Annotated in this window: 19 protein-coding genes and 1 tRNA gene (1 of these 20 cut by a window edge); 1 reads left to right on the top strand and 19 read right to left on the bottom strand. The window is 36.2% G+C overall.

The window, feature by feature from the left end:
* Nucleotides 1-8 precede the first annotated feature (8 nt).
* Together IGJ04_RS13395 and IGJ04_RS13390 are read right to left on the bottom strand one after the other, a co-directional pair.
* On the bottom strand, nucleotides 9-1,091 hold the full coding sequence (locus IGJ04_RS13395; protein WP_438709665.1) for a Gfo/Idh/MocA family protein: 1,083 nt from the start codon (nucleotides 1,089-1,091) through the stop codon (nucleotides 9-11).
* Between the two features lies 1 nt (nucleotide 1,092).
* Complete coding sequence (locus IGJ04_RS13390; protein WP_438709664.1) at nucleotides 1,093-1,923, bottom strand: sugar phosphate isomerase/epimerase family protein; 831 nt, start codon at nucleotides 1,921-1,923, stop codon at nucleotides 1,093-1,095.
* A gap of 169 nt (nucleotides 1,924-2,092) precedes the next feature.
* Here IGJ04_RS13390 and IGJ04_RS13385 point away from each other — a divergent pair, with 169 nt between their 5' ends.
* The gene (locus tag IGJ04_RS13385) at nucleotides 2,093-2,848 is read left to right on the top strand and encodes a DeoR/GlpR family DNA-binding transcription regulator (RefSeq protein ID WP_438709663.1); all 756 of its coding nucleotides are present in this window, start codon (nucleotides 2,093-2,095) and stop codon (nucleotides 2,846-2,848) included.
* A 47-nt stretch (nucleotides 2,849-2,895) separates the two neighbouring features.
* On the opposite strand, the gene IGJ04_RS13380 is transcribed toward IGJ04_RS13385, so the two are convergent.
* The 17 genes from IGJ04_RS13380 to IGJ04_RS13300 form a co-directional block, all read right to left on the bottom strand.
* Nucleotides 2,896-3,924, bottom strand: a complete 1,029-nt coding sequence (locus IGJ04_RS13380) for a lysozyme family protein (RefSeq protein WP_438709662.1) — start codon at nucleotides 3,922-3,924, stop codon at nucleotides 2,896-2,898.
* On the bottom strand, nucleotides 3,911-5,692 hold the full coding sequence (locus tag IGJ04_RS13375; RefSeq protein ID WP_438840288.1) for a CD3337/EF1877 family mobilome membrane protein: 1,782 nt from the start codon (nucleotides 5,690-5,692) through the stop codon (nucleotides 3,911-3,913). The genes IGJ04_RS13380 and IGJ04_RS13375 overlap by 14 nt, the downstream gene beginning before the upstream one ends.
* A 15-nt stretch (nucleotides 5,693-5,707) precedes the next feature.
* The gene (locus tag IGJ04_RS13370; protein ID WP_438840287.1) at nucleotides 5,708-8,230 is read right to left on the bottom strand and encodes an ATP-binding protein; all 2,523 of its coding nucleotides are present in this window, start codon (nucleotides 8,228-8,230) and stop codon (nucleotides 5,708-5,710) included.
* Between the two features lie 13 nt (nucleotides 8,231-8,243).
* Entirely contained in the window at nucleotides 8,244-8,930 is a 687-nt protein-coding gene (locus tag IGJ04_RS13365) for a TcpE family conjugal transfer membrane protein (protein WP_438709659.1), read from the bottom strand.
* A 2-nt stretch (nucleotides 8,931-8,932) separates the two neighbouring features.
* A complete protein-coding gene (locus tag IGJ04_RS13360) occupies nucleotides 8,933-9,256 on the bottom strand; it encodes a TcpD family membrane protein (RefSeq protein ID WP_438709658.1) in 324 nt (107 codons plus the stop codon).
* Nucleotides 9,257-10,276 carry a conjugal transfer protein gene (locus IGJ04_RS13355; protein ID WP_438709657.1) on the bottom strand — a complete coding sequence of 340 codons (1,020 nt, stop codon included), beginning with the start codon at nucleotides 10,274-10,276 and terminating at the stop codon, nucleotides 9,257-9,259.
* Between the two features lie 18 nt (nucleotides 10,277-10,294).
* Nucleotides 10,295-10,657: a hypothetical protein gene (locus tag IGJ04_RS13350; RefSeq protein ID WP_438709656.1), complete on the bottom strand. Its 363-nt coding sequence runs from the start codon at nucleotides 10,655-10,657 to the stop codon at nucleotides 10,295-10,297.
* The gene (locus IGJ04_RS13345) at nucleotides 10,654-11,139 is read right to left on the bottom strand and encodes an antirestriction protein ArdA (RefSeq protein ID WP_438709655.1); all 486 of its coding nucleotides are present in this window, start codon (nucleotides 11,137-11,139) and stop codon (nucleotides 10,654-10,656) included. The genes IGJ04_RS13350 and IGJ04_RS13345 overlap by 4 nt, the downstream gene beginning before the upstream one ends.
* Nucleotides 11,140-11,151: 12 nt before the next feature.
* Nucleotides 11,152-12,453 carry a replication initiation factor domain-containing protein gene (locus IGJ04_RS13340; RefSeq protein WP_438709654.1) on the bottom strand — a complete coding sequence of 434 codons (1,302 nt, stop codon included), beginning with the start codon at nucleotides 12,451-12,453 and terminating at the stop codon, nucleotides 11,152-11,154.
* A gap of 444 nt (nucleotides 12,454-12,897) precedes the next feature.
* A complete protein-coding gene (locus tag IGJ04_RS13335) occupies nucleotides 12,898-14,106 on the bottom strand; it encodes an FtsK/SpoIIIE domain-containing protein (RefSeq protein WP_438840286.1) in 1,209 nt (402 codons plus the stop codon).
* Nucleotides 14,107-14,325: 219 nt separating this feature from the next.
* Entirely contained in the window at nucleotides 14,326-14,730 is a 405-nt protein-coding gene (locus IGJ04_RS13330) for a DUF961 family protein (RefSeq protein WP_438709652.1), read from the bottom strand.
* 16 nt (nucleotides 14,731-14,746) lie between these two features.
* Complete coding sequence (locus IGJ04_RS13325; RefSeq protein WP_438709651.1) at nucleotides 14,747-15,067, bottom strand: hypothetical protein; 321 nt, start codon at nucleotides 15,065-15,067, stop codon at nucleotides 14,747-14,749.
* A gap of 22 nt (nucleotides 15,068-15,089) precedes the next feature.
* A complete protein-coding gene (locus IGJ04_RS13320; protein ID WP_438709650.1) occupies nucleotides 15,090-17,753 on the bottom strand; it encodes a SpaA isopeptide-forming pilin-related protein in 2,664 nt (887 codons plus the stop codon).
* Nucleotides 17,754-17,880: 127 nt separating this feature from the next.
* The gene (locus tag IGJ04_RS13315; protein ID WP_438709649.1) at nucleotides 17,881-18,006 is read right to left on the bottom strand and encodes a hypothetical protein; all 126 of its coding nucleotides are present in this window, start codon (nucleotides 18,004-18,006) and stop codon (nucleotides 17,881-17,883) included.
* A gap of 10 nt (nucleotides 18,007-18,016) precedes the next feature.
* Nucleotides 18,017-19,153 carry an ImmA/IrrE family metallo-endopeptidase gene (locus tag IGJ04_RS13310; protein WP_185421016.1) on the bottom strand — a complete coding sequence of 379 codons (1,137 nt, stop codon included), beginning with the start codon at nucleotides 19,151-19,153 and terminating at the stop codon, nucleotides 18,017-18,019.
* Nucleotides 19,154-19,168: 15 nt separating this feature from the next.
* Complete coding sequence (locus IGJ04_RS13305; protein ID WP_438840359.1) at nucleotides 19,169-19,783, bottom strand: DUF5986 family protein; 615 nt, start codon at nucleotides 19,781-19,783, stop codon at nucleotides 19,169-19,171.
* A 311-nt stretch (nucleotides 19,784-20,094) separates the two neighbouring features.
* Nucleotides 20,095-20,165 (bottom strand) — tRNA-Leu (locus IGJ04_RS13300); it runs 13 nt beyond the window's last position.

The raw sequence follows: 20,165 nt of genomic DNA, 5'->3' as shown, positions 1-20,165 counted from the left end.
TATTCCTCCTATAACTCACCAGAAACAGAATTAACGTAGACTTTTTGTCCTGATTTAACAGATTCTTGAACTGCTTGCATCACCTTCATGGCTTGAATTCCATCATAAACAGTTGCGCCTCTTCCAACAGTACCTGTCAATATTGTTTGAGCAAAATCTTCAATTTGTCGGCGATAGAAATGTCCATCTGCTGCAATCGGACGATGGAAACTATCATCTGCTGATTTAAAGATTTCAACATCACTACTTTTGAAAATCCAAGGATTATATGTTTTCGCTACTATTGAACCATTTTCTCCATATACTTCAAAGCCTTCATGCCAATCCATTCTAACTTGTAAGGTTAAATCAAGCTGTCCAACAAAGCCATTTTCAAATTCTGCTGTAACAAACCAAGAATAAGAACCATACTTTTCTGTTAACCAAGCTGTAACCGCCACAATTTCTCCACCAAGGTATCTGGCAGTATCAAACAAATGGCTACCGTGACCTCTCATGTAGTAGCGACGTTTGTCAGCTTTAGGATCTCCAGCTGGTTTTTTCGCATTTGGTCCCGTTAGAATTACTGGTTGAACGTTATCAGTAGTTGTATAACGATAGGTATTATCACAGTACCAAGCCTTCAATGCTAACATTTCACCCATTTCTGAGTCAATAAAGTCTTTGGCAGCTTCAACGCCTGGATCGAAACGCTTCATATTCCCTACTTGAACATGAACTTTTGATTGGTCAACAATTTTCCCAAGCTTCTCTACTTCTTCAATAGACATTCCTAAAGGTTTTTCAACTAATACATGTTTGCCAGCTTCTATTGCTTTGATTGTCATTGGGACATGGAAATTATCTGCAATACCAATAACAACCGCATCAATCTCAGGATCATTTAACATTTCATCAAAATCTCTATATAATTTTTGAGGATGATAAATGTTGTTCATTTCATTCAATAAAAATTCATCAACATCACAAATTGCATATAACTCTGCATTCTTTGATCTTCTAATTGAATCAAAGTGTGCTGCCTGTGAAATTTGTCCTGCTCCTAAAACGCCAATTTTTACAAGTTTCTCTTCTTTTTTTATGTTTGTCATATTAGTTTCCCTCCACCATATCTAAATAAGATAATGCATATTCAATGTCCGTTTCTTCTAGTCCATGCATGATTATTGGACCTGAGTAAAATTTTGTTAATTCTGTTAAATAATCATTCAAAGGAATCGTTCCTTTTCCAACAGGTGCAAATTTAATTTCTTTTTTTGTTACATAAGCATCTTTACAATGAGCAATAGCGATAACATCTTTTAACTGTTCAAGACTCGATTTTATTTTACTAAGTTGATTGTCCGCATCTGCCGTAGTTACAATATTTGCTGGATCGTACAAAACTTTTAAATATTCCGAATCAAACATATTAATTAGTCTTAATGAATCTTTAGTAGAACTAACAACATTTGCCTGTTCAGGTTCAAACACAATCGTCACTTGATTTTCTTTAGCAATTTCAAGCATTTCTGTTAGTGACCCATGTAATAATTGCCAAGCCTTTTCTGTGTGATTATCAGGATGTGGGCTCCAAAAATCTGCTTGATTAAAACTTCCTGTGGAGATAGAGACATAGGGAACACCTAACTTATTGCAAGCTTTGACTACTTGTTCAAAGCCTTTCAAGTTCTCTTCTCTTTTGATTTTATTCAATTCTAATGTGTTAAACGTTCCAGAAATCAATGCAATTTCTACACCAGATTTCTTACACAGCTTTTTGATATCTTCAATTACTTGGTTGTCTATAGATTTAGGTAAACTAGATAAACCAACATTTGCAAAATTGAATTGAATGGTGTCAAAACCTGATGCAGAAATCCTTTCTAATGCTTCTTGAAACGGATACTCCAGAAATACTTTTGAAAAAATCCCAAACTTCATATACATTTCCTCCTCATTTATTTCTAACAAAAATTTTGGCTTGCTCTATACATCAAAAGAAAAATGGATTAAAATAGCAGTTGTTAACATATAATCGATTTTTCTATATTCGCATGATACAATAAAATTCGATAGCTTTCAATAAAAATCGATTAAAGGAGGTATGAATATGTTGAAAAGTGAACGACACCAATTCATTTTAAATAAAATTGAAACTGAAGGAAAAGTTCTTGTTAATGATTTGACTAAAGAATTACAACTTACAGAAGATACTATTAGAAAAGATTTGCAAGAATTAGCAAAACTTGGGCTTGTCCAACGTGTTCATGGAGGAGCATTGAGGTTAGATAATACCAATCTTCCATTTGAACACCGTATAGACCAGCACTCTACTAGTAAAAAATTATTAGCTAAAGAAGCAGTTAGTCTAATTGCAGGTAAGAAAGTCATTTATATTGATAGTGGTACAACTAACCTATTTTTCGCTGAAAGCATTCCTAACACATATAATGGAATAGTGATTACAAACAGTCCTACCATTGCTTTATCTCTATGCAATCATGAACATGTCACAATCAATTTACTTCCTGGTGAGCTGGATAAACACTCTAAAGTATTAAAGGGATCATCTACTTTAAAATCAATAGAAGAAATCAATATTGAATTATGTCTATTAGGGATTTCTTCAATCGATTCTGATCGAGGAATCACAGTTCCTTCTTTTGAAGAAGCAGCAATAAAAAAACAATTAATTAAGCAAAGTTCTTATACCATTGGAATCATTACTAAAGAAAAATTAGGAACTACCTCTACTTTTCGTGTTGGAGAAGCTAACGATTTAGATACTATCGTAACTGAAAAAGGTATAAGTAAGTCTTTATTGGCAACTTATCGTGATTTAGGTATTGATATTCAACAAGTTTAAGAAAAAACGATTAAAATCAGAATATTGATTTTAATCGTTTTTCTATTTTAGAGATTTCCATACCCCATAATATACGAACTGTTCTTTTCATAATTTCTCTTCGCAATAATATCTCCAGAGTTCCCTTCTATCGTGTAGACAGTATTATTTTCAAATTTTTCTACAATCCCTACATGATCGCTGACACCATCACCATCCCAATCAAAGAAAATGATCGCTCCGCTTTTCGGTTCTATACCTCCATCTTGCCATTGATTATTCGCTTTAAAATTGTTGATTCCAGTTGGGCAATAGGCAAATCGTTCCATCTTGACATTTGCTTTATCAGCCACATAAGAAACGAAGGTAGCACACCATTCCACACGACTGTTAAAGCCATACCAACTCCAGTATTTTTCGCCACCTTCATGAATACCTTCTGCTAGTTCATTTGATGCAATTTTCGCAATCTCGGAATTCCCACTAGTGCCAGTATTACTAGAATTGGAAGAGATATATTGCTTCACAATTTGACTATAAAACATGTTGCCATACGCATAGCGATAGTCATAGCCTAAGCTAATTGCCACTGGATTTGTATAGGTGACTCTCTGTCCATTTGCTTGATTCTTGGAAAATTGTATGGCACTTTCCAGTGAGTAGCTTTTACCAGAATGACTCAAAAAGCCACCTCCGAAATTGTATGCCTGCACAAGATTTAAAACCTCATACTCTTGATGCCCTTTCCACATATCCGCAAAATACTTAACCCCGACTTCTATTGATTCATCGGGGTCTGTTATAGAATTTGGTGGTCTTCCTTGGCTCTCGCTACATTGCATAATATCGGGATATTTTTCAGAATTCCCACCCGACTCTACCATGATAATTCCTAATAAATAAGGCACAGCTTCGGGTATCTCATTTTTAACTGCCTCTTTTGTTACTTTTTCTTTCCAGCGAAGCACCGCTTCTGGAAGGGTTTGTTCCTCTTCTGTTCCAGTAACACTAGTTGAAGAACTGGCTCCCCCGATCAGTAAAATGAAGAGAAGAAAGAACCCCAGTAGAAAAAGTGGTATACTCTTAGATAACTTCATAGACGGCTTCCTCACTGACTTCTACGTCCTCATAGTTTTCTTGTCTAAGCTCACCCATTTCTTTTGCTAATTGCTTGGCTTCTTCTGGTTCTACAGGTACTGGTTGATGCTGAGGTTCAGAAGTAAAATGAGTCGATTCAAATGACTCTTTGCCCTTTCCTTCAATTTGCTGTGTCTGTTGCTGCTCCACTTCCTCCGAAATAGGTTGCTGGTAAAGAAGCCCACCATCCATTTCTTCCACTGGCAAGACTGTTTCTTGTCCAACTGTTGATGCCACTGAGACTGACTTTATGTCGGATTCACTATAATAAGGTACTTCTTCTTTCTCATCAAGACCACTTGACTCTTTACTATCAGCTGAGTCATCCCTTGATTCAATCGTAGGCTCTGCTGATGCCGTATCGAATGAAACAGGCTCAGGAGAAGTAGCGTCATTTCCAGCTTGAACCAATAAATTATCTTGGAAATCATTCTGTCGGTATACATGATCTAGCTCTACGCCTGACCGAAGATAATCATTTTCTGCGGTTTGTGTCTTATACGCTTGCTCAGCCAGTCGGTTTTGTTGATCTTCACGCTGCTCCATCTGTTGTTGCCGATTATTGACAGCTCTTTTAGGAAAGCTAAAACCTCGTAGTTCTGTTTTCCCTTTCGTTAATGACCGAACAATCTGTCCTTTATTCTTCCAAACAAATAGCCCTAATAAGACTTTGATAAATAGTCCCGCTAACATGGTGACAATGTTTGTAACGACAAAGAAAGAATCCAATAGATTGATAATGGAAAAGAGCAACCCAAAACCAAACCCTATTCCAACCTTTGAAGCAAACAATGTTCCTAGCATCATAAAGCCATTTTTTAACAAATGATGCATATTGGGAATCAGTGCTAAAAAGAGCAGGGATGGAAAGAGAAAAATGATCCCGTAAATCAATAGCTGAACCAAAATATTGGCAACTCCTATTAGTAACACCGCAATCCCTATCACGAGTAACATCACAAATGTATTCAATAATACAGCGACTTTTTCCGTCATACGATCCGAAGTTAGGTAAGAGTTTTTTTCAGAATCCTGTTTGATTTTTTTCTCAATTTCTTTCGTTTTCGCTTTGTCAAAGGGTTCTCCTTTTTTGACTAAATACAGCTCAAATTGTTCTTTTGTAATGTCTGTTTTTCCGAAATTGAGTAGCGCATAAGGCTTAATAATAAATTCATCAAAAATCAGGTTACGAATATTGCTGGTACCATCTAGTTGCTGCCCGCCACCAATCAACTTTTCTGTTGTAGATTGATTGCTGCTGTTTAAGCTACCACTCGTTAAATCTACTAGCTGCCCTTGGACGTTCTGCGAAATCGTATTGACCTCTTGCACTTTGGCGGCACCGTCTGAAAAGAATGCCATGCTGCCTGCATAAATCAATGTAAAGATACCAAATCGTATCAAGGCTTTACTAATCCCTTTTTCAAAGAAATCTTTAACAGAAATGACAATCACAAAGGTGAAAAGTAAGATACCTAGCACGCTAAATAATTGGTTATAGATAGAACCAGCTGTAGAAAATAAATCTGGCAATATCCCTTCCAAAAGATTTAAACTAAACAATTTATCAATGACATAATCAAGCGCAAGAACCATGTATTTAATCAGTCCAAAAGCAAGGTTAATTAAGGCATTTAGAACACTTTGTAAATTCTCATTGATACTAAACCAGCCGCCCTTTTCAAAGAAAGACTGGAAAGAATCAATGTCAAATACATCTTTTAACAATAGACTCGCTCCCTTCTATGCACTAAAGGCAGTTTCCACGTCTGCACTTGAATTTTTCTTCACGGTTTGCAACATTTGATGCAATTCTTCATAGGGACAATAAACCAACATTTTCCCAACACGTCCTCTTAAATCTAAATAAAGACAATGATACTTAGGTAAATTCTTTAGCCACTCAATGTTTTCCTCACTTACTTCTAACCCTAAATGACGAAGAATTTCTTCTCGTTCGTCCTTATCGTCATAGGCAAAGATACGCCCAAAATTCCCTGTGTCGTCTTCTTCTGCGGTATCTTTTACAGACTGTGTCACAATAATCAAGGTATTATTAAAGCTTCGACCAACTCGGCGCATAGATTTAATAATCGCTCGTCCATTTTTTGACGTGTTAAAAATCCAGCTCTCGTCAAAAAGTACCACTGTGCTTTCTTCTCGATCTCGCAAGCCAAACAATTCACAGAACTTCCCAATACACATCATTAACATGATTGATTTTCTTTGGGTAGCACTATAATCACTACTTGGTGTTTCTGCTCTTGGCATTTCTAATCCTAACACTTCCAGTACAGTCACTTTGTTATGAAGATTTAAGCCTTCATTTTCACCATAACTAAATGCCAATTCTAAAATAGATCCTTGAACGGATTTTTTGATCAAATTAGCAGTATCTCGTACTTCTTCATTATCATTTTCTAACATGAAATCAACCACATGAAGAAGACCCACTTGTTCTCCACTATCTCGTTTCTTCAAGACAACTTCAATGCCTTCTAACATGGCTAGACGAGATTTTTTTTCTCTAGAACTCGTAAAGTCATACAGTTCTTCAAATAAATCTTGTGCCATATCTTTTGCTGCAACTCGGTTTGGAATAAAACAAATAGGATCTAGAACGCCTTTATTACTCTCTTTGTCTGGATCAAGTCGTACTTGATGAAAATGCTGCTGAACAAAGGTACATGTTTCAGGATACTTTTTCTGATACATTGGGTCATTGATCACTTCCATGATCCAATCAAAGAATTCGGATTTTGGGTCAACATAGAGCCCTTTTCCTTTCATCAACACAGAGAGAAAGAACACAAACTTAGCCAAATAAGATTTTCCATTTCCTGTGGGCCCTGTAATAGCAATGTGCGGACTATTTGCTTTCTTATCAGCGATATCACTTTGATTGCCAATAGAAGTATTAAAGAATACTGGTTTACGACTAGTTTTCGCAATTTCTTTAGGTGTTAAATTCCGTGTGTTTTTCAATTCTGAAACCATGCCAATTGGAATGCCTACATTGTCCCCAATTCTATTTTCTACCCCTAGCATCAATTCACTGATTCCCTCTACTGTGGTATAATGAATCCAATTTTTTTCGGGTCCTAGTTTATTTCCAGACAAGAATTGATGAAACAGAAAGACTTGATCTGCTAATCCTTTCACAATATCCACATTACGAGACTGACACAAAGAGAGTACTGTACGAATTCGGCTTCGACACTCTTCTGGTGTTTGTCCAAAGACACCAAAAAGCCCCAACCATTTAATGACTGGGACTCGTAAATCAATTTTATTGTTTAAATCAGTCAAGGCATACCGATTGAATCGACTGGATTTCATTTCAGCATCCCCCATCGATAGGGTTTCTTTGGCACTATTCTTTAAGCGTTTGGATGCCCTTGAAGATTTCCCTTTTAAGCCCTTGCCGCCTTTCAAAGGCTCAAAATGTGCCTTTAATCGGAACTCTACTGGAAAAGGCAGGCTTTGAACAAGTTCTGCCACATGGTTAAATGCCAAATTTGGCGCAAATTTATGAATTGGTAATAGCGCAATATAACTGGTTCCTTCTAAACTTCGTAATTTTAATAAACCCTGCTCCTCTGTAGGATCAAGAATCGTATCAGTTAAGGAGTACCCTTCTTTTTCAATAAAATCACTATCAAAAGAAGTGTCCATCCCACGAACATAAGGATAGCGACAAACTTGTAATACTTCTTTTTCAGTTAATCTTCGACCATTAATTGCCCCGACTAGCTGAAAGACTTCGGCTTCAATGATACGATAACGTGCCAAAAAATCCTCGTCAACGGTCATGTGATACTGCGTAATCGCTAAGAGTTTGCCTGCATAATAATCCACCAGTTCCATTGCTTTTCCTTTAAGAGACGTAGCAGACGACAGACTAGACAGTTTCACACCAATATAAAATTTCTCTGTTGTAATCACTCGTAACTGACTTTCTAATTCAGACAACGTGCGATCAATTAAGGCATCGCCCATGTTTTGGGCTTGTTCATCAAAACTTTTAGAAAAAGCAGACAATCGTTCATTGAGATTATATGAATGAGGATTAAGAAATAATTCAAAATCTTCAAAGCGCCGCAAACTTTGAAGAAACTGCTGCCATTTTCGCTTATGTTTTTCTTGCACCTCTTTGTTTTGACCAATGACATACTCACTTGGACATGTAAAATATGCCCACACCTCATTTTCTGTCGTAATCAACACATTGCGGTACACTTTATGAAAGGGTTGTTTTAATCTCATACTTTTCCTCCTTTTACAATAATCGAGTAATACGTTTGCGTATGGATTGCTTGATTAATGGTTGGTATTGGTCTTTCAACTTGGACACCTCTGTCAGTGGAAGGAATCCATCTGTATAATGCCGATGAAGGGTCTTTTTCATAAGCAATACCTCATCATCTGTTTCAAATAATTCATAGAATCCTTCTTCTCTAGCCTGTATCGACTCAAATTCATGGATGAGTTCTGGAACAATGGCTTCTTTTATTTCTTGTTTCACTTGATCAACGGTTACGGTACTCATAAAGTTAGGTTCCTCCTTTATCAATAGTTGTTTCACTGGACAGCGGTGATAAATAACTTTTTCTTGTTTTATTGTTTGAAGCTGCTCATGGTATAACACCTGATGCTTCGTGACATACGTCACTAAATAACTCAGGTAATCTTTTAAGAATATGTCGGCTCGTTTGCCATCTGGTTCCACACGATTAAACAATTGAACTAGCCCGTAAGGAATCGCAATAGAGACCATAATTACTAATTGATTCATTCCAAATAAGAGCAATAAGCTACTGAATACCAGCGCAAAGCTCACAGTAGCGACAGTAAAATCTTGCGCATAGACCACGAACGGTAAATTGACATTTTTCGCAATTTCTCGAATCATATAGGGGGCATTAAACGGCTCACGATAATCCAAAATCTGTTTTTCTCTGTTCATGGCTATAACCCGAAATAACTTTTTAGATTAGACAATGAATTTAGAACACTAGCTGGGTCTTTAATCACGGCATAAATAATGCCACCAAAAAACAGAATCGCAAAACCTTGTATCCACTTTGAATTCATAAATTCTTTAATGACTAAATAAACAACAACGACACCAAAAATTGGGGCAATCCAGTCATTTAAAATATAATTACTAGCTTCTTTTGCACTCGCATCTGCATAAGCTAAGGATGAGGTTGAAAAAAACAGGAAAATTGCATTACAAAGAACAGAGAGTTTCATTGTTAGACATTGCTTTTTAGAATAGGGTTGGTTCATTTAAATTCCTCCTAGATAGTGCTGTAATTTTTCAATAAAGTACGTGTTGTCTCGGTGTTTCAGTCCTAATGTCATCGTTTCTATATGACTACTTTTGGTCTGTCCATCCACTAGTTTGAACGTAACAAAGACGACAATCTGTTTCTCTTTTATCAAGGGTTCAATCGCTGCATCTGTAATTTGATAATCACCAGTCAATAACTCTGGTTCTTTCATCAAAAAGCTCATGTCTTCTATCGAATCTGAAACATATTTTTCAAGAAAAGCTTGCACAAAACTGGTAACTGCCTTTTCTTCTTTATTCTCTAATCTTTGGTACTGAGATCGATCAATTGTTGATTGAAGTGCCTTTCCAGATGTTAAAGAAGGTTCCATTGAAAAATAAGGATACGCAGTGACTTTAAACGATTGATTGCCTAATTGAATAAAAGGAATATTGAGTAACGTTTTTACTTCACTTTTCTCGTAATCGATGTATTTTTCTTTGCCCGTTACTTCTTTGTCTCCTTCTTTTTTCTTTACTTCTCGTTCTTTTGTGACAGGTGTGGTAATTTCATAAGCAATCTTGTATTTTGCGATCGTTTGTCCCTGCTCACTCACTAAATCATAAAAATCAGAAGATAGTAATTTCCTCTCAAGCCCTGTATTTTTCTCTTCTTCCAGCTCAAAGTTGAAATACGTGTCTTGTAACGTATTAAGCCTCTCCTCAAACGCTTTTTGATCAGTTGGAAGTGAGATATAGGTAGTGATAAAGGGATGTAAGAACTGCTTGTATAATTCAGATGCAACAGGTGTACTCGTATTTTTCGACAGTTCTTCTTGGATGATTTTGGTTAATGCTGCTTGTTCTTTTTTTATCCTTCCTTGCATCTTGGAAGACTGAAACAACGCAATTGGGCCACTTACCACTAAAAAAAGTGTCAGAATAAGAACACTCAAACGAACCGTTCGGATACTCGCTGCTTTTTCTTCTTTTGGGACAACTGGTTTCGGTTGTTTTTTCTCTTTTATAAAGTTCATAGAGTCACTCCTTGTTTTTTAATGTAAAAAAGAGAACCCCTTTACTAAATAAAGAAGTTCTCTTGTAGAAAGCTGGGTCCCATAAATTTTCAAACGACTAGGTTGGGAGCTAAACAGATAGGTTGCTTTGTAGAAATCGTGGGAAAAACCACGATAGACACCAGTCTCACTCAAACGCTCCAGTCCTTCAATATAGAGACTCGTATTCTTTGACAACATTCGTTCAAAGCAAAGCTCCCTTTTAGGCTGAAACACTAAATTCTCTCGTTGTGTCAATTTCTTAACGGTAAGAAATTGTCGGGCTTGTCTCTCAGGGATTTCCCCTTCCAAGCAAACAAATCCATAATACTTCAATTCCTCGGCTAATTGTTTCTGGTTCATGTCATAACCTCAATAATGGTATTGTCACTTGCTTGATAGAGCCTCCCGTCCCGACGTAAATCCTCTCCGATCCCTTCATAGTCAATATTCCATTTGATAATATCTGGTACGCCAGAGAGATAGCCAAGATCATCCATTAGTTGTTCGGCATAATCTTTGTAAGAATAACAATCAGAGTAGACTTGAATTTCATCAATCTGTTCAAAAGCTTCCAGTATGCTTGTAAAGAAACCATATTCCACTAATTCACCTATATAGTTAACAACTGGATTGTTCCCATTTTCATCCAACTCTTCTGCGATTTCATTCATTTCATTAAAATTTTCGTAATGGCTTATTGTAAATGGTGCCATATAATCCGTTACTAAATGTTCATGACCATCTTCAAGTCCGATTTTATCTTTCACTTCTTCCCATTGAATTGGGAGTTCAAACCAACGACCTTTATGCGTATGAAGGTTTTCAATATATAACTCAATCATTTCTTTCACCTCTTATTCAAATAAAAATTGGGCTAACAGCTGTTCCACTTCTTCTTGTGTAACAGATACTGTTTTAGAGGATACAACCTCTTCCTCTTCTTGTATTAACAACTCCTTAATGGTTGTGGTCAACTTCGCCAATTCCTCTTGGTCTTTTTCTTTCAATTCTGCTTGTTTAATACGGGTCATTAGTTCATCTGTCCCAAACGTTTGATCCATGATCCAAATTTTCTTTAGAGTTGGGGCAAGATAGTTGGAGAGCCAACGTAATGATTTTTCATAATTAGGTTTCTCTCCTTTCATGGTCAGTTTCAATTCTTGCATACTTTCAATGACCATTCGCCAGTTGGCGCTGTATTGAGTACGCAATCCAGCTTCATCACAGTCATAAACTTTGATTGCAGTATCAATTAGTTCTTTGACGATCCACTCCAATGTTTCACCAGTGGATAATAAATATTCGACAAAGAGATAGGCTTTTTCATCTGCTAATCGAATCTCATACCGATTCTTAATGCCATATTTTTGACGGGCCATTTCAACAGATATCTCTTCTTTTTTCGCTAGTTCGTAATCCTTTTGATAGAAATTCAAATAAAATGGAGACTGACGTGAGCCAAAATATAAAGACAGTCCCTTATTTAAGCGTTGCCCATTTTTCACAACAATTCCGCCAGTAAAATCAAAATTACGAAACGTTGTGTCAACTAATCCTTGCTCGTATTTTTCTTTTAGTTCAAATAAATCATAGTTTGGGTATAGCAATGAAACCTGTTCATCCAATGCCAAATCAATTCTAGTAATCTTTGTATCAATCATTAGGCGATCACCAAAGAGATTCGTTTCATACAGTCGCCAAAAAAACTCTGCCCATGTTTCTTGCTGCTCTTCTAACACTAGCTCATACTCACGACACCCTCGACCTCGTAATTCAATCATGACACCCATGTCTAAGTTTTCAGGATTAGCAAACACAAATATCTCACTAAAACAATAGGTTTCTGTGTAATGGTTAAACCCATAATTTTTATAAATAAATACGTCTGGATTCATTCGTAATACCTTTTCAATGACTTGGTCTGGGGAATGGATTTTAAATCGAATCCGAAGAAAATCAATTTTTGCCTCCATTGGAAGAATCCCACCTTCTACACAAAATATTTGGTTGATTCGTTCAATAGCAGTTTTGGTGATGGTGCGTCTCCCTGTTTCAATCATTGATAAATAAGATTTACTCCAGTGAAGTTTGTCTGCAAATTGCTGTTGGGATAACCCTAGTCGATTGCGTAATTGTCTGATTTCTTGATTGGTCATTTTTAGCCTCTTACCTTTCTTGTACGTTCACAAAATCAATCCAAATCGTTCACACGTTTAAATGTCTATTCAAGCTAGGAGATATAAGGATTTCTGACGATTCTGTGTTCTCATTTTTAAAAAGTTACCCCCATGTTATTAAGCGGGAGGTAACAGGTTAGAGCGAGCGTTGCTCGCCCTAACCTCTACACAGTCACAGACAGGATACCTGCCTGTTCCTTTTCGTTCTAGCGCCACCCGTTAAGACGTGCGGCTTTCACAAGGAAACCTTGTTCATAGACGAAGTAGTGCATATCAGCTCCTTCCATCCACTGAGGCAACGAAAAAAGGAAAACGAAACACACTTCTTTTCCTTTCCCTTTTTTCATTGAAATTGGTTGGTTTACCATGCACTTGTTCGCCACTATTTCTCATCATAATTTGGAGTAACTCCCCTTATTTCTCTTATCGAATTACTTCAAATACTTCTTGTGCCTCTTCAATTTCCTCAATAGTTGGATCAACCTCTCTGGTATCTAATAGTTTCATTGATTCAATTTTTTCAAATTCCTTTAAAAAGTTATAGCCTCTAGGAACAAACGGTGCATAAAATTCTCTTGGTACAGCCGAGCCATCATCTACATACCCTCTTCCTTTGATTGACTTATTGATGAATGCTTTATTTTTTTGATCCGATCCAAAAGTCATATAATAGCCCTGTTCTTGCAATTTTCCAACACTCACTCGAAACAGGATATTATCCCGAATCCCTCCACCAAAGTTCTCTGCATCAGGGCGTTGTGTCGCAATAATTAAGAAAACACCTGCTTGACGAGCCTTCAATACCAATTCTTTGACATACCCTAGAATTTCATCCTGTTCTTTATAATTCAAGGTGCCAAAAAAAGCCGCCCACTCGTCTATGATGATGAAATAAGGCGGAATATCGTAATATGCAAAGTTCTTCCCTGTTGTATAGGTTGGAAGGAGTTTCATATAGACATAGCGGCGATTCATTTCTGCCACAGCATTTTTTAAGCAACGAGTAATCCATTTTGTTCCAGTAAAGACATGTCCTTTGAATAGTTTAAGGTCTTGTAAATCCTTTAAATCCGCTTCTTTTGGGTCGCAAATATCAACGGTTCCCACCTTTACTAATGCTTGAATCAATGTCAAAATCAGGTAGGTTTTTCCTCCTCCGGTGCCACCTGTAATCAACATATGTGGCACTTCTGCATAATCCCAAACCACGCCATCCATTAGTTTTACTTGACCATTTGTGACAACACAATCTGAAATAGCAATCCGTTTACTAATGACATCGATCATCAAAGAATAGGTTGTAAAGCCCATTTCTTTCTGTACATTGATAAAATCGGCAATATACATTTCTTCAAAGGTTTTCGCAATCTTTTCAAATCGATCATGCCACTTCATCCCGTCTGTCGGAACCGTTAAATAAAGAATTTCCTTTGTATTTCGATAATAGACTTTAGGGAAAATCATCTTTTCTGTGGTTCGCTCATTTGATTTTCGTTCTTTCTTATCATACAAGCCATTACTTTTTAACATCCGTGCTAACATTTGACGTTGATAGGCACGATAAAAGAAACCACCTTTGAGAAAAGATTGTCTTCTCCCCCATAAACAGATGAACAACGGAAGTAAGAGCAATAAAAAAAGCCCTCCAACTGGAAGAAGGAGAGCAGCATAATCTACTGATTTTTTTCAGAAAATTTAGTTACTAATGGATATAGTACGAAATAGCCATATACAGCACTAGCAAGGAGCGCTGGAGACCACGTACCGAACAAGTAATGACGATAGAGATTCAAGTGATACGGGCGAATTCTGGTACCTCTATAGTTTAAAAATTCCATCTCTTATTACCCTTTACCCTTGTGTCGTTCCAGTTGGTTTTTGTTTTTCAGGTTTCTGATGAAGTGCTGTTACCTTTTTAATTCCACCAGCTCGGATTTTAAAGGCTTGTTCGGATTGAATGGAATCATTGTACCCTGCGTAAGAAGAGAGCCATGCTAACGCAGTCACTTCACCTGTCAGTTCAATTTCATCATCATAAGAAAATGAAGCTAAATCCGTTGTTTCTGGCAATGCAACATCAATTTGATCATTTTTTGCTTCGGAATAGACTGTTACACGCTGTTCCCTTACCATTTCTGTTCGGTTCCCTTCGCTATCGTTTTCATAGATCGATTGATTACTTAAATAATAACAAGTGCCAAATGTTTTCTTGATATCAAAATCCTTAATAGTGTTTTCTTCAAATTTTAAACTCATTTATTTTTCCTCTTTTCTAGTTTAGTGTAATTAGCTGTTTAGCAAAGACTTGCAATTCTAACGTCCGGCTAGCCGTTCCAATGTTGTTTCGTTTAGCACTAGGAACTAGTGTAGCATCCTTCAATTCCACTTCTTTTCTCCCATCAAAGCGTTGTGAATTTCTCAGATTTGGCACAATGATTTCAAAATCTGGATGTAGTGCAGATGAAGCAGTGAAAATACGACAAGGAACTCGTTTTCCTTCAACATAAATTTCTCGTTCCTCTTTCACCGTAGCTTTGATTTTAGCACCAAGCTGTTGATCCTTTAAGGCAATACTTGTGACACGATTTGACATAATTGATTCCTTCTTTCATTTTTTATTTTGTTTTATTTCCTTGTTTTTTCTTTGCATAAAAGTAGCTAGCAACGCCCATCAGTAACAAGCTTCCAAGCGCAATTTCTAAAATAGATGTTGTTTCACCTGTTTGCGGCAAATTTCCTTTTTCAGTTGGAGTAAGTTGATTGGTCATGGTACATTTGACGATCTCGCCATCTTCTTTGATTTCAAATTGAATCGGTGTTTCGTCTAATTGATAACCTGATGGGGCATCAAATTCTTGGAAATAGTACACACCTTTTGGTAATTTTTCAAAGGTAAATTGACCTTGGTTGTCTGTTTTCCCTTCAATCACTACTTTTTTATCTTTATCAAGAATACGAATGCCAGTATTTGGCAGAGTTTTTCCATTCGAAACGTCTGTTTTTGTTAATTCTGCATTCCCTTTAACCAAATGGTTTTTAATCTCTAGTAACACGATTGGTTCATCTTTTTTAGGCTCCTTAGAATCAGGCTCTTCGGTCTGATCGATACTTTCCTCTTCTTCTCTTGTTTCTTCATTCATTGTTTCACCAAGAAGCTGACCTTTACTATCATAGACTTGAACGCCTTTTAGTGTAGAGATAATTCGATAGGTTTCAGAAGAACCTACATAATCCTCAGAAGATGGTTGCTTCTCTTTCAAATAGAACGTTCCGACAGGTACATTCGTGAACGTAGCCAAAGAATTCTTATTAACTGTGACTGTTTGAATTACTTCTTTGTCTTCCGTTTCTAGGGTGAAAATAGCACCCTCGCCATTTCCAGTGAAGGTAAACTCATAGCCATTTTTTTCTTCTAACGTTGCTTCTTCATTTATTTTCTTTAATGAAAACTGATTAAAATGAAGTTTATTTAATAATGGTAGCGATTCATCCTCTTGATTGTCTTTAGGTGCATAGAGTTCAATAACTTTTTCTGTCTCATGATCCGTTGCTTTAAACTCAAATTCATGATGGGTCAAATCAATATCATGGTTTTCTCCAGCATCCAATTCTTGAATGTAGTACTTTCCTTCCATTAATTTTAGATTTGGAAAGACAAGTTCCCCTTCATTAACTGTTCCAAACGCTAATAAAGCATCAGCTGGCACAGTCGTGTTGTCGGTCATTGGATATTCTTGGTTCGTAAATAAGCCAAATACTTTGTCATTTGCTTTCACCTCTTCTAGTACTGGCACATTTTCCTTCCATTCCCGAATCTGTTCTTCATTTTTATGAACAGTAATCTTTAGCTGTTGAAAGTCATTCTTTGCTTCAAGTGATTGAGAAACCAGCTCAACATTTTGTCCTTCATAGGTAAACTCAAACGGCAGAGGTGTCGTATTCATTAGGTATCCAGCAGGAGCCGCTGTTTCAATGGCTTCATATTTTCCTAGATATAGCTTAGGCATATTAATTAATTCGCCATTTGCATCTGTTTTTACAGTCGCAACAACACTTCCTTTTTTGGCATGAACATAATCACCTACTTTAATGTCTTCACGAGCTTTAATAGTAAACGTCACATCAGCTAGAGGAACATAATCAAAGGTGATATCATGTAGCTTTCCATAGTCAGAATCCGTTATGGTAACTGTGGTCGCTTTTTGACCTGTCTTTTTCAATTTTAGTAATCCTTGTTGGGCTTTGTTTCCAAACACTACTTCAATTGTTTTATTTGGTTCAATCGTGATTTCTTTTGATTCTCCTTTATTCACAAACCCATTACTAGCAGTTACCTCCGTAATTTTGACCTTCGTACCTGCTTTTAACCCATCGATTTGAGCAAGACCATTCGTGTCAGTCACAATTTCTTTTGTTTGTCCGTTATACTCAAATTTCATTTTCGTATTGGGTAAAGCTTTCCCTGTATCTTCATCTACTTTTTTCAATTTTATATTACCATTGAGGTTCACTTTGATTGCTAAATTCATTTCTCCAGCATTGGATAATTTAAATGTCGCTACAGTCTGTTCACCAGGTTTCTTGTAGATGAAACTTTGACCTACTTGATCTTTTGGCACCATACTGTATTGAAGCTTACCAGACTCCTTAGAGCTAGTCGTAGCAGTTAATTTTAGCGTATTTCCATTCTTTTCGATTTGCAAGTTTGCGGAATTTTCTAAAAGATTGCCATATTTTGATAAAACATTATTTGTATCTGTTAACGTAATGGAATCACCAACATTTAAGGTGAGACTTTGATTCGTAAAACTTGGCTTAATTTTGTGATTAGCTACTTTCGTTAGAATTTCATTTTTACGATTGGCGTAGTTTGGAAGTTGTGTGCTTAATAAGGTATCACCAAATTCTTCCCAAATGATATTTTGAGTAATGCCATAATTTTCTACAGTGGGACTAAGTTGATAACCGTAATAGGAAATCAAAGATAGTCGCTCTTTTTCAGCACTGTTTAACTCAGATGGTTCAAATCCTGAGCCACCGTTTAATAAAACACCATGTTCAATACAAAAAGCAGGTTGGTTATCTGCTTTGATCATGTGCACACCATTATCTGTCCAGTGTAATCCTCCTAGGGAAGCAACATGCCAAGTAGAAACATAATCTCCAATTTTTTCATAATTGACTGAAGCTGCAAGAGCCATAATTGGGGTAATAAAAAAAGCAATCATCACTGTGAGTACACCCACTAGCGAGATCGCTTGTCGTTTTTTCTTATTCATTTGTTTTCTCCTTTGTTTGAAATTTTCATTTAATTTGTTTTGATGTTGGATTTCTTATTTTGAATATAGTAGTTTCCTCCAAAAAAAAGAACCCTGTTTTTACAGGATTCTTCAGCAATATATGTGATTAGTGTTTTTTATCTTGATGGTTCTTTAAAGTCTTCCCTGCCTTAGTTTTTGCAGACTTGCTACTACTTTTAGACGATAATGTTTTTCCAGCTTTCCCTACTTTTCCACCACTATGTTTAGCCATCTTACCCCTCCTAACTCTTTTTCATTTGAACAATCTTTCCTCTATTCCCATTACTTAATGCATCTATTGATATTCCAAGTAAATCAGAAAGAATATCGTTAGGCAGTGTAATTCCATACTGTCTATTAAGAAGATCAGCTAGCGTATCATTTCCAATTATATTAGCTTGAATTAACAGTTCATATGCTTGTTTCATAATTGTAGGTTTAGGAACTGGATGAACTGAGTCAAACGGTTCACTTCTTCTCCAACCTCTTGAGCTCATTCTTTTTTGTAATCTAAGATATTGCTCAGAAGATATCAGTCCCAGACTCTTGGATCGATAAACCATACTTGCCGCTGATACTTCCCACTTGGATTTCAATTTTAGATACGCATCTAGATCATCTTCATAACCTCGAATATCTCTGGAGAAAGCTTCCTCAGGCAACAAAAAACTAGAAGCAAAAATATTGGCTTGCTTCTCCATCTCCCGATATTCCTGAGGTTCTAGTTCTTGAGGGTTAATAGATTTCGAATGGAGAACCCAGTGCCCTAATTCATGAGCCAAACTAAATTGTTGTCGATAGAAAGAATTATTATCTTGATCAATCAGAATACAGTAGTAATCTTTTCCATTAACTTTAGTTTGGCTACCAAAAGCATCTACTTTCTCAGAATTAGAGTTAATTGTTGCTAGTTGAAACCCATGAATTTCTAATAAATGAAGTACATTAGGGATTGGAGAACTACCTAATCCCCATTTTTCTCTTAAAAGTCCAGCTGAGGCAATAGGATCTTCAACGTGATCTAGTTCTTTTAATACTGGAAAATCCACATAACTTTCAAAAAAATTAGCCAAAACTGCTAAATATTTTTTTAATAACTCACTAGGTTTTTTTTCAGATTGAGTAGACGATAGCCTACTTCTATAAAATGTTCCTAAATCATCATATGAAAATTCATCGCCTTGCTGGAAAAAGCTTAGAGGAAACCCAAGTGCCAATACTAATTTTTGATACGTTTTCGGACTCGGCTGAGCATCACCATGCTCATACTTTGAAATCATCTGCTTTGAAATATCTACTTTCTCAGCAAGTTGCGGTATAGACATTTGTCTAAAACGGCGTGCTTCTTTCAGTCTCTCTCCATTAAAAGGCATAGACATTGAATATCACTCTTCCTATTCTGTTTTTTTGATACTTTTTAAAGTTACTAAAGGTTGCTCGGATTCCATTGGTTGAGTACCATCATCATCCATTACGCTATCACCTGAATAAGCAGTATTTAACATATATGAAACATCTTTTTCAAATGACAATTCAAAATTAGCCGTATATTCTTGAAGTAATGCTGCAATTGCTTCTCCATCATGATAGGAAACACTTACCATAATTACTTTTTTTACATTTTCAGCATCTTTACCAAGCATTTTTTCTATATCTTTTTGTCTTCTTAAATTCAGTCTTTCAATTTCTTCATCTGTAAAAGGAATCAGTTCAACTGTTTCTCCATCCATGGGTAATAACCCAACATTTTTTAATAAGAAACTAACTGAATAGTGAGTACTTTTACCCTTTTTCACATATTTATTTCTGACTTGAGATAATGTAGTGTCTGAAAATAAAAGATAAATATTTCCAGTTGTTTTATCAAAAACAGGATCTATTTGCCATAACTTAGTTCTTTCGATATGAAAAACCTCAATGTCGTTGTGTTTAGCAAATTGACTTTCCAAATCATCACAACGCCTAGCCCAAACATTAAACGATAAACCATTTCTATTAGTTTTTGAAATAGAGCCTTTAAAATCATCAACAACATCTTTTTCAAGTGTTTTTCCGGTTAAAATAGACTAAAAATAGAAATGGTGTCATTTATGTCTATCCAAATTACTTCTCATAAATAAAAATTCATTTCACACCAATTAAAAAAGGCACTGAAATTTTCCAGCACCTTAACCATATTTGATAACTGTTCACTTCACTCAACTAATTATTAAATAACTAAATTTTGTTCTAAAAAAAATTCAAAATTTAACATTCGCACCATTTTCGCACCACAAAACAAAAAAAGACTGTCAAATCAACGATTTAACAGTCTTTCGTATACCGGCGGCCGGGGTCGAACCGGCACTCCCGTGAAGGAACTGGATTTTGAGTCCAGCGCGTCTGCCAATT

This window comes from Enterococcus sp. AZ050 (assembly GCF_051715085.1).
In the GTDB taxonomy this organism is placed as follows: domain Bacteria; phylum Bacillota; class Bacilli; order Lactobacillales; family Enterococcaceae; genus Enterococcus; species Enterococcus faecalis.
Note: the sequence above shows the minus strand (reverse complement) of the source record. Positions and strands in the feature narration are given on the sequence as shown.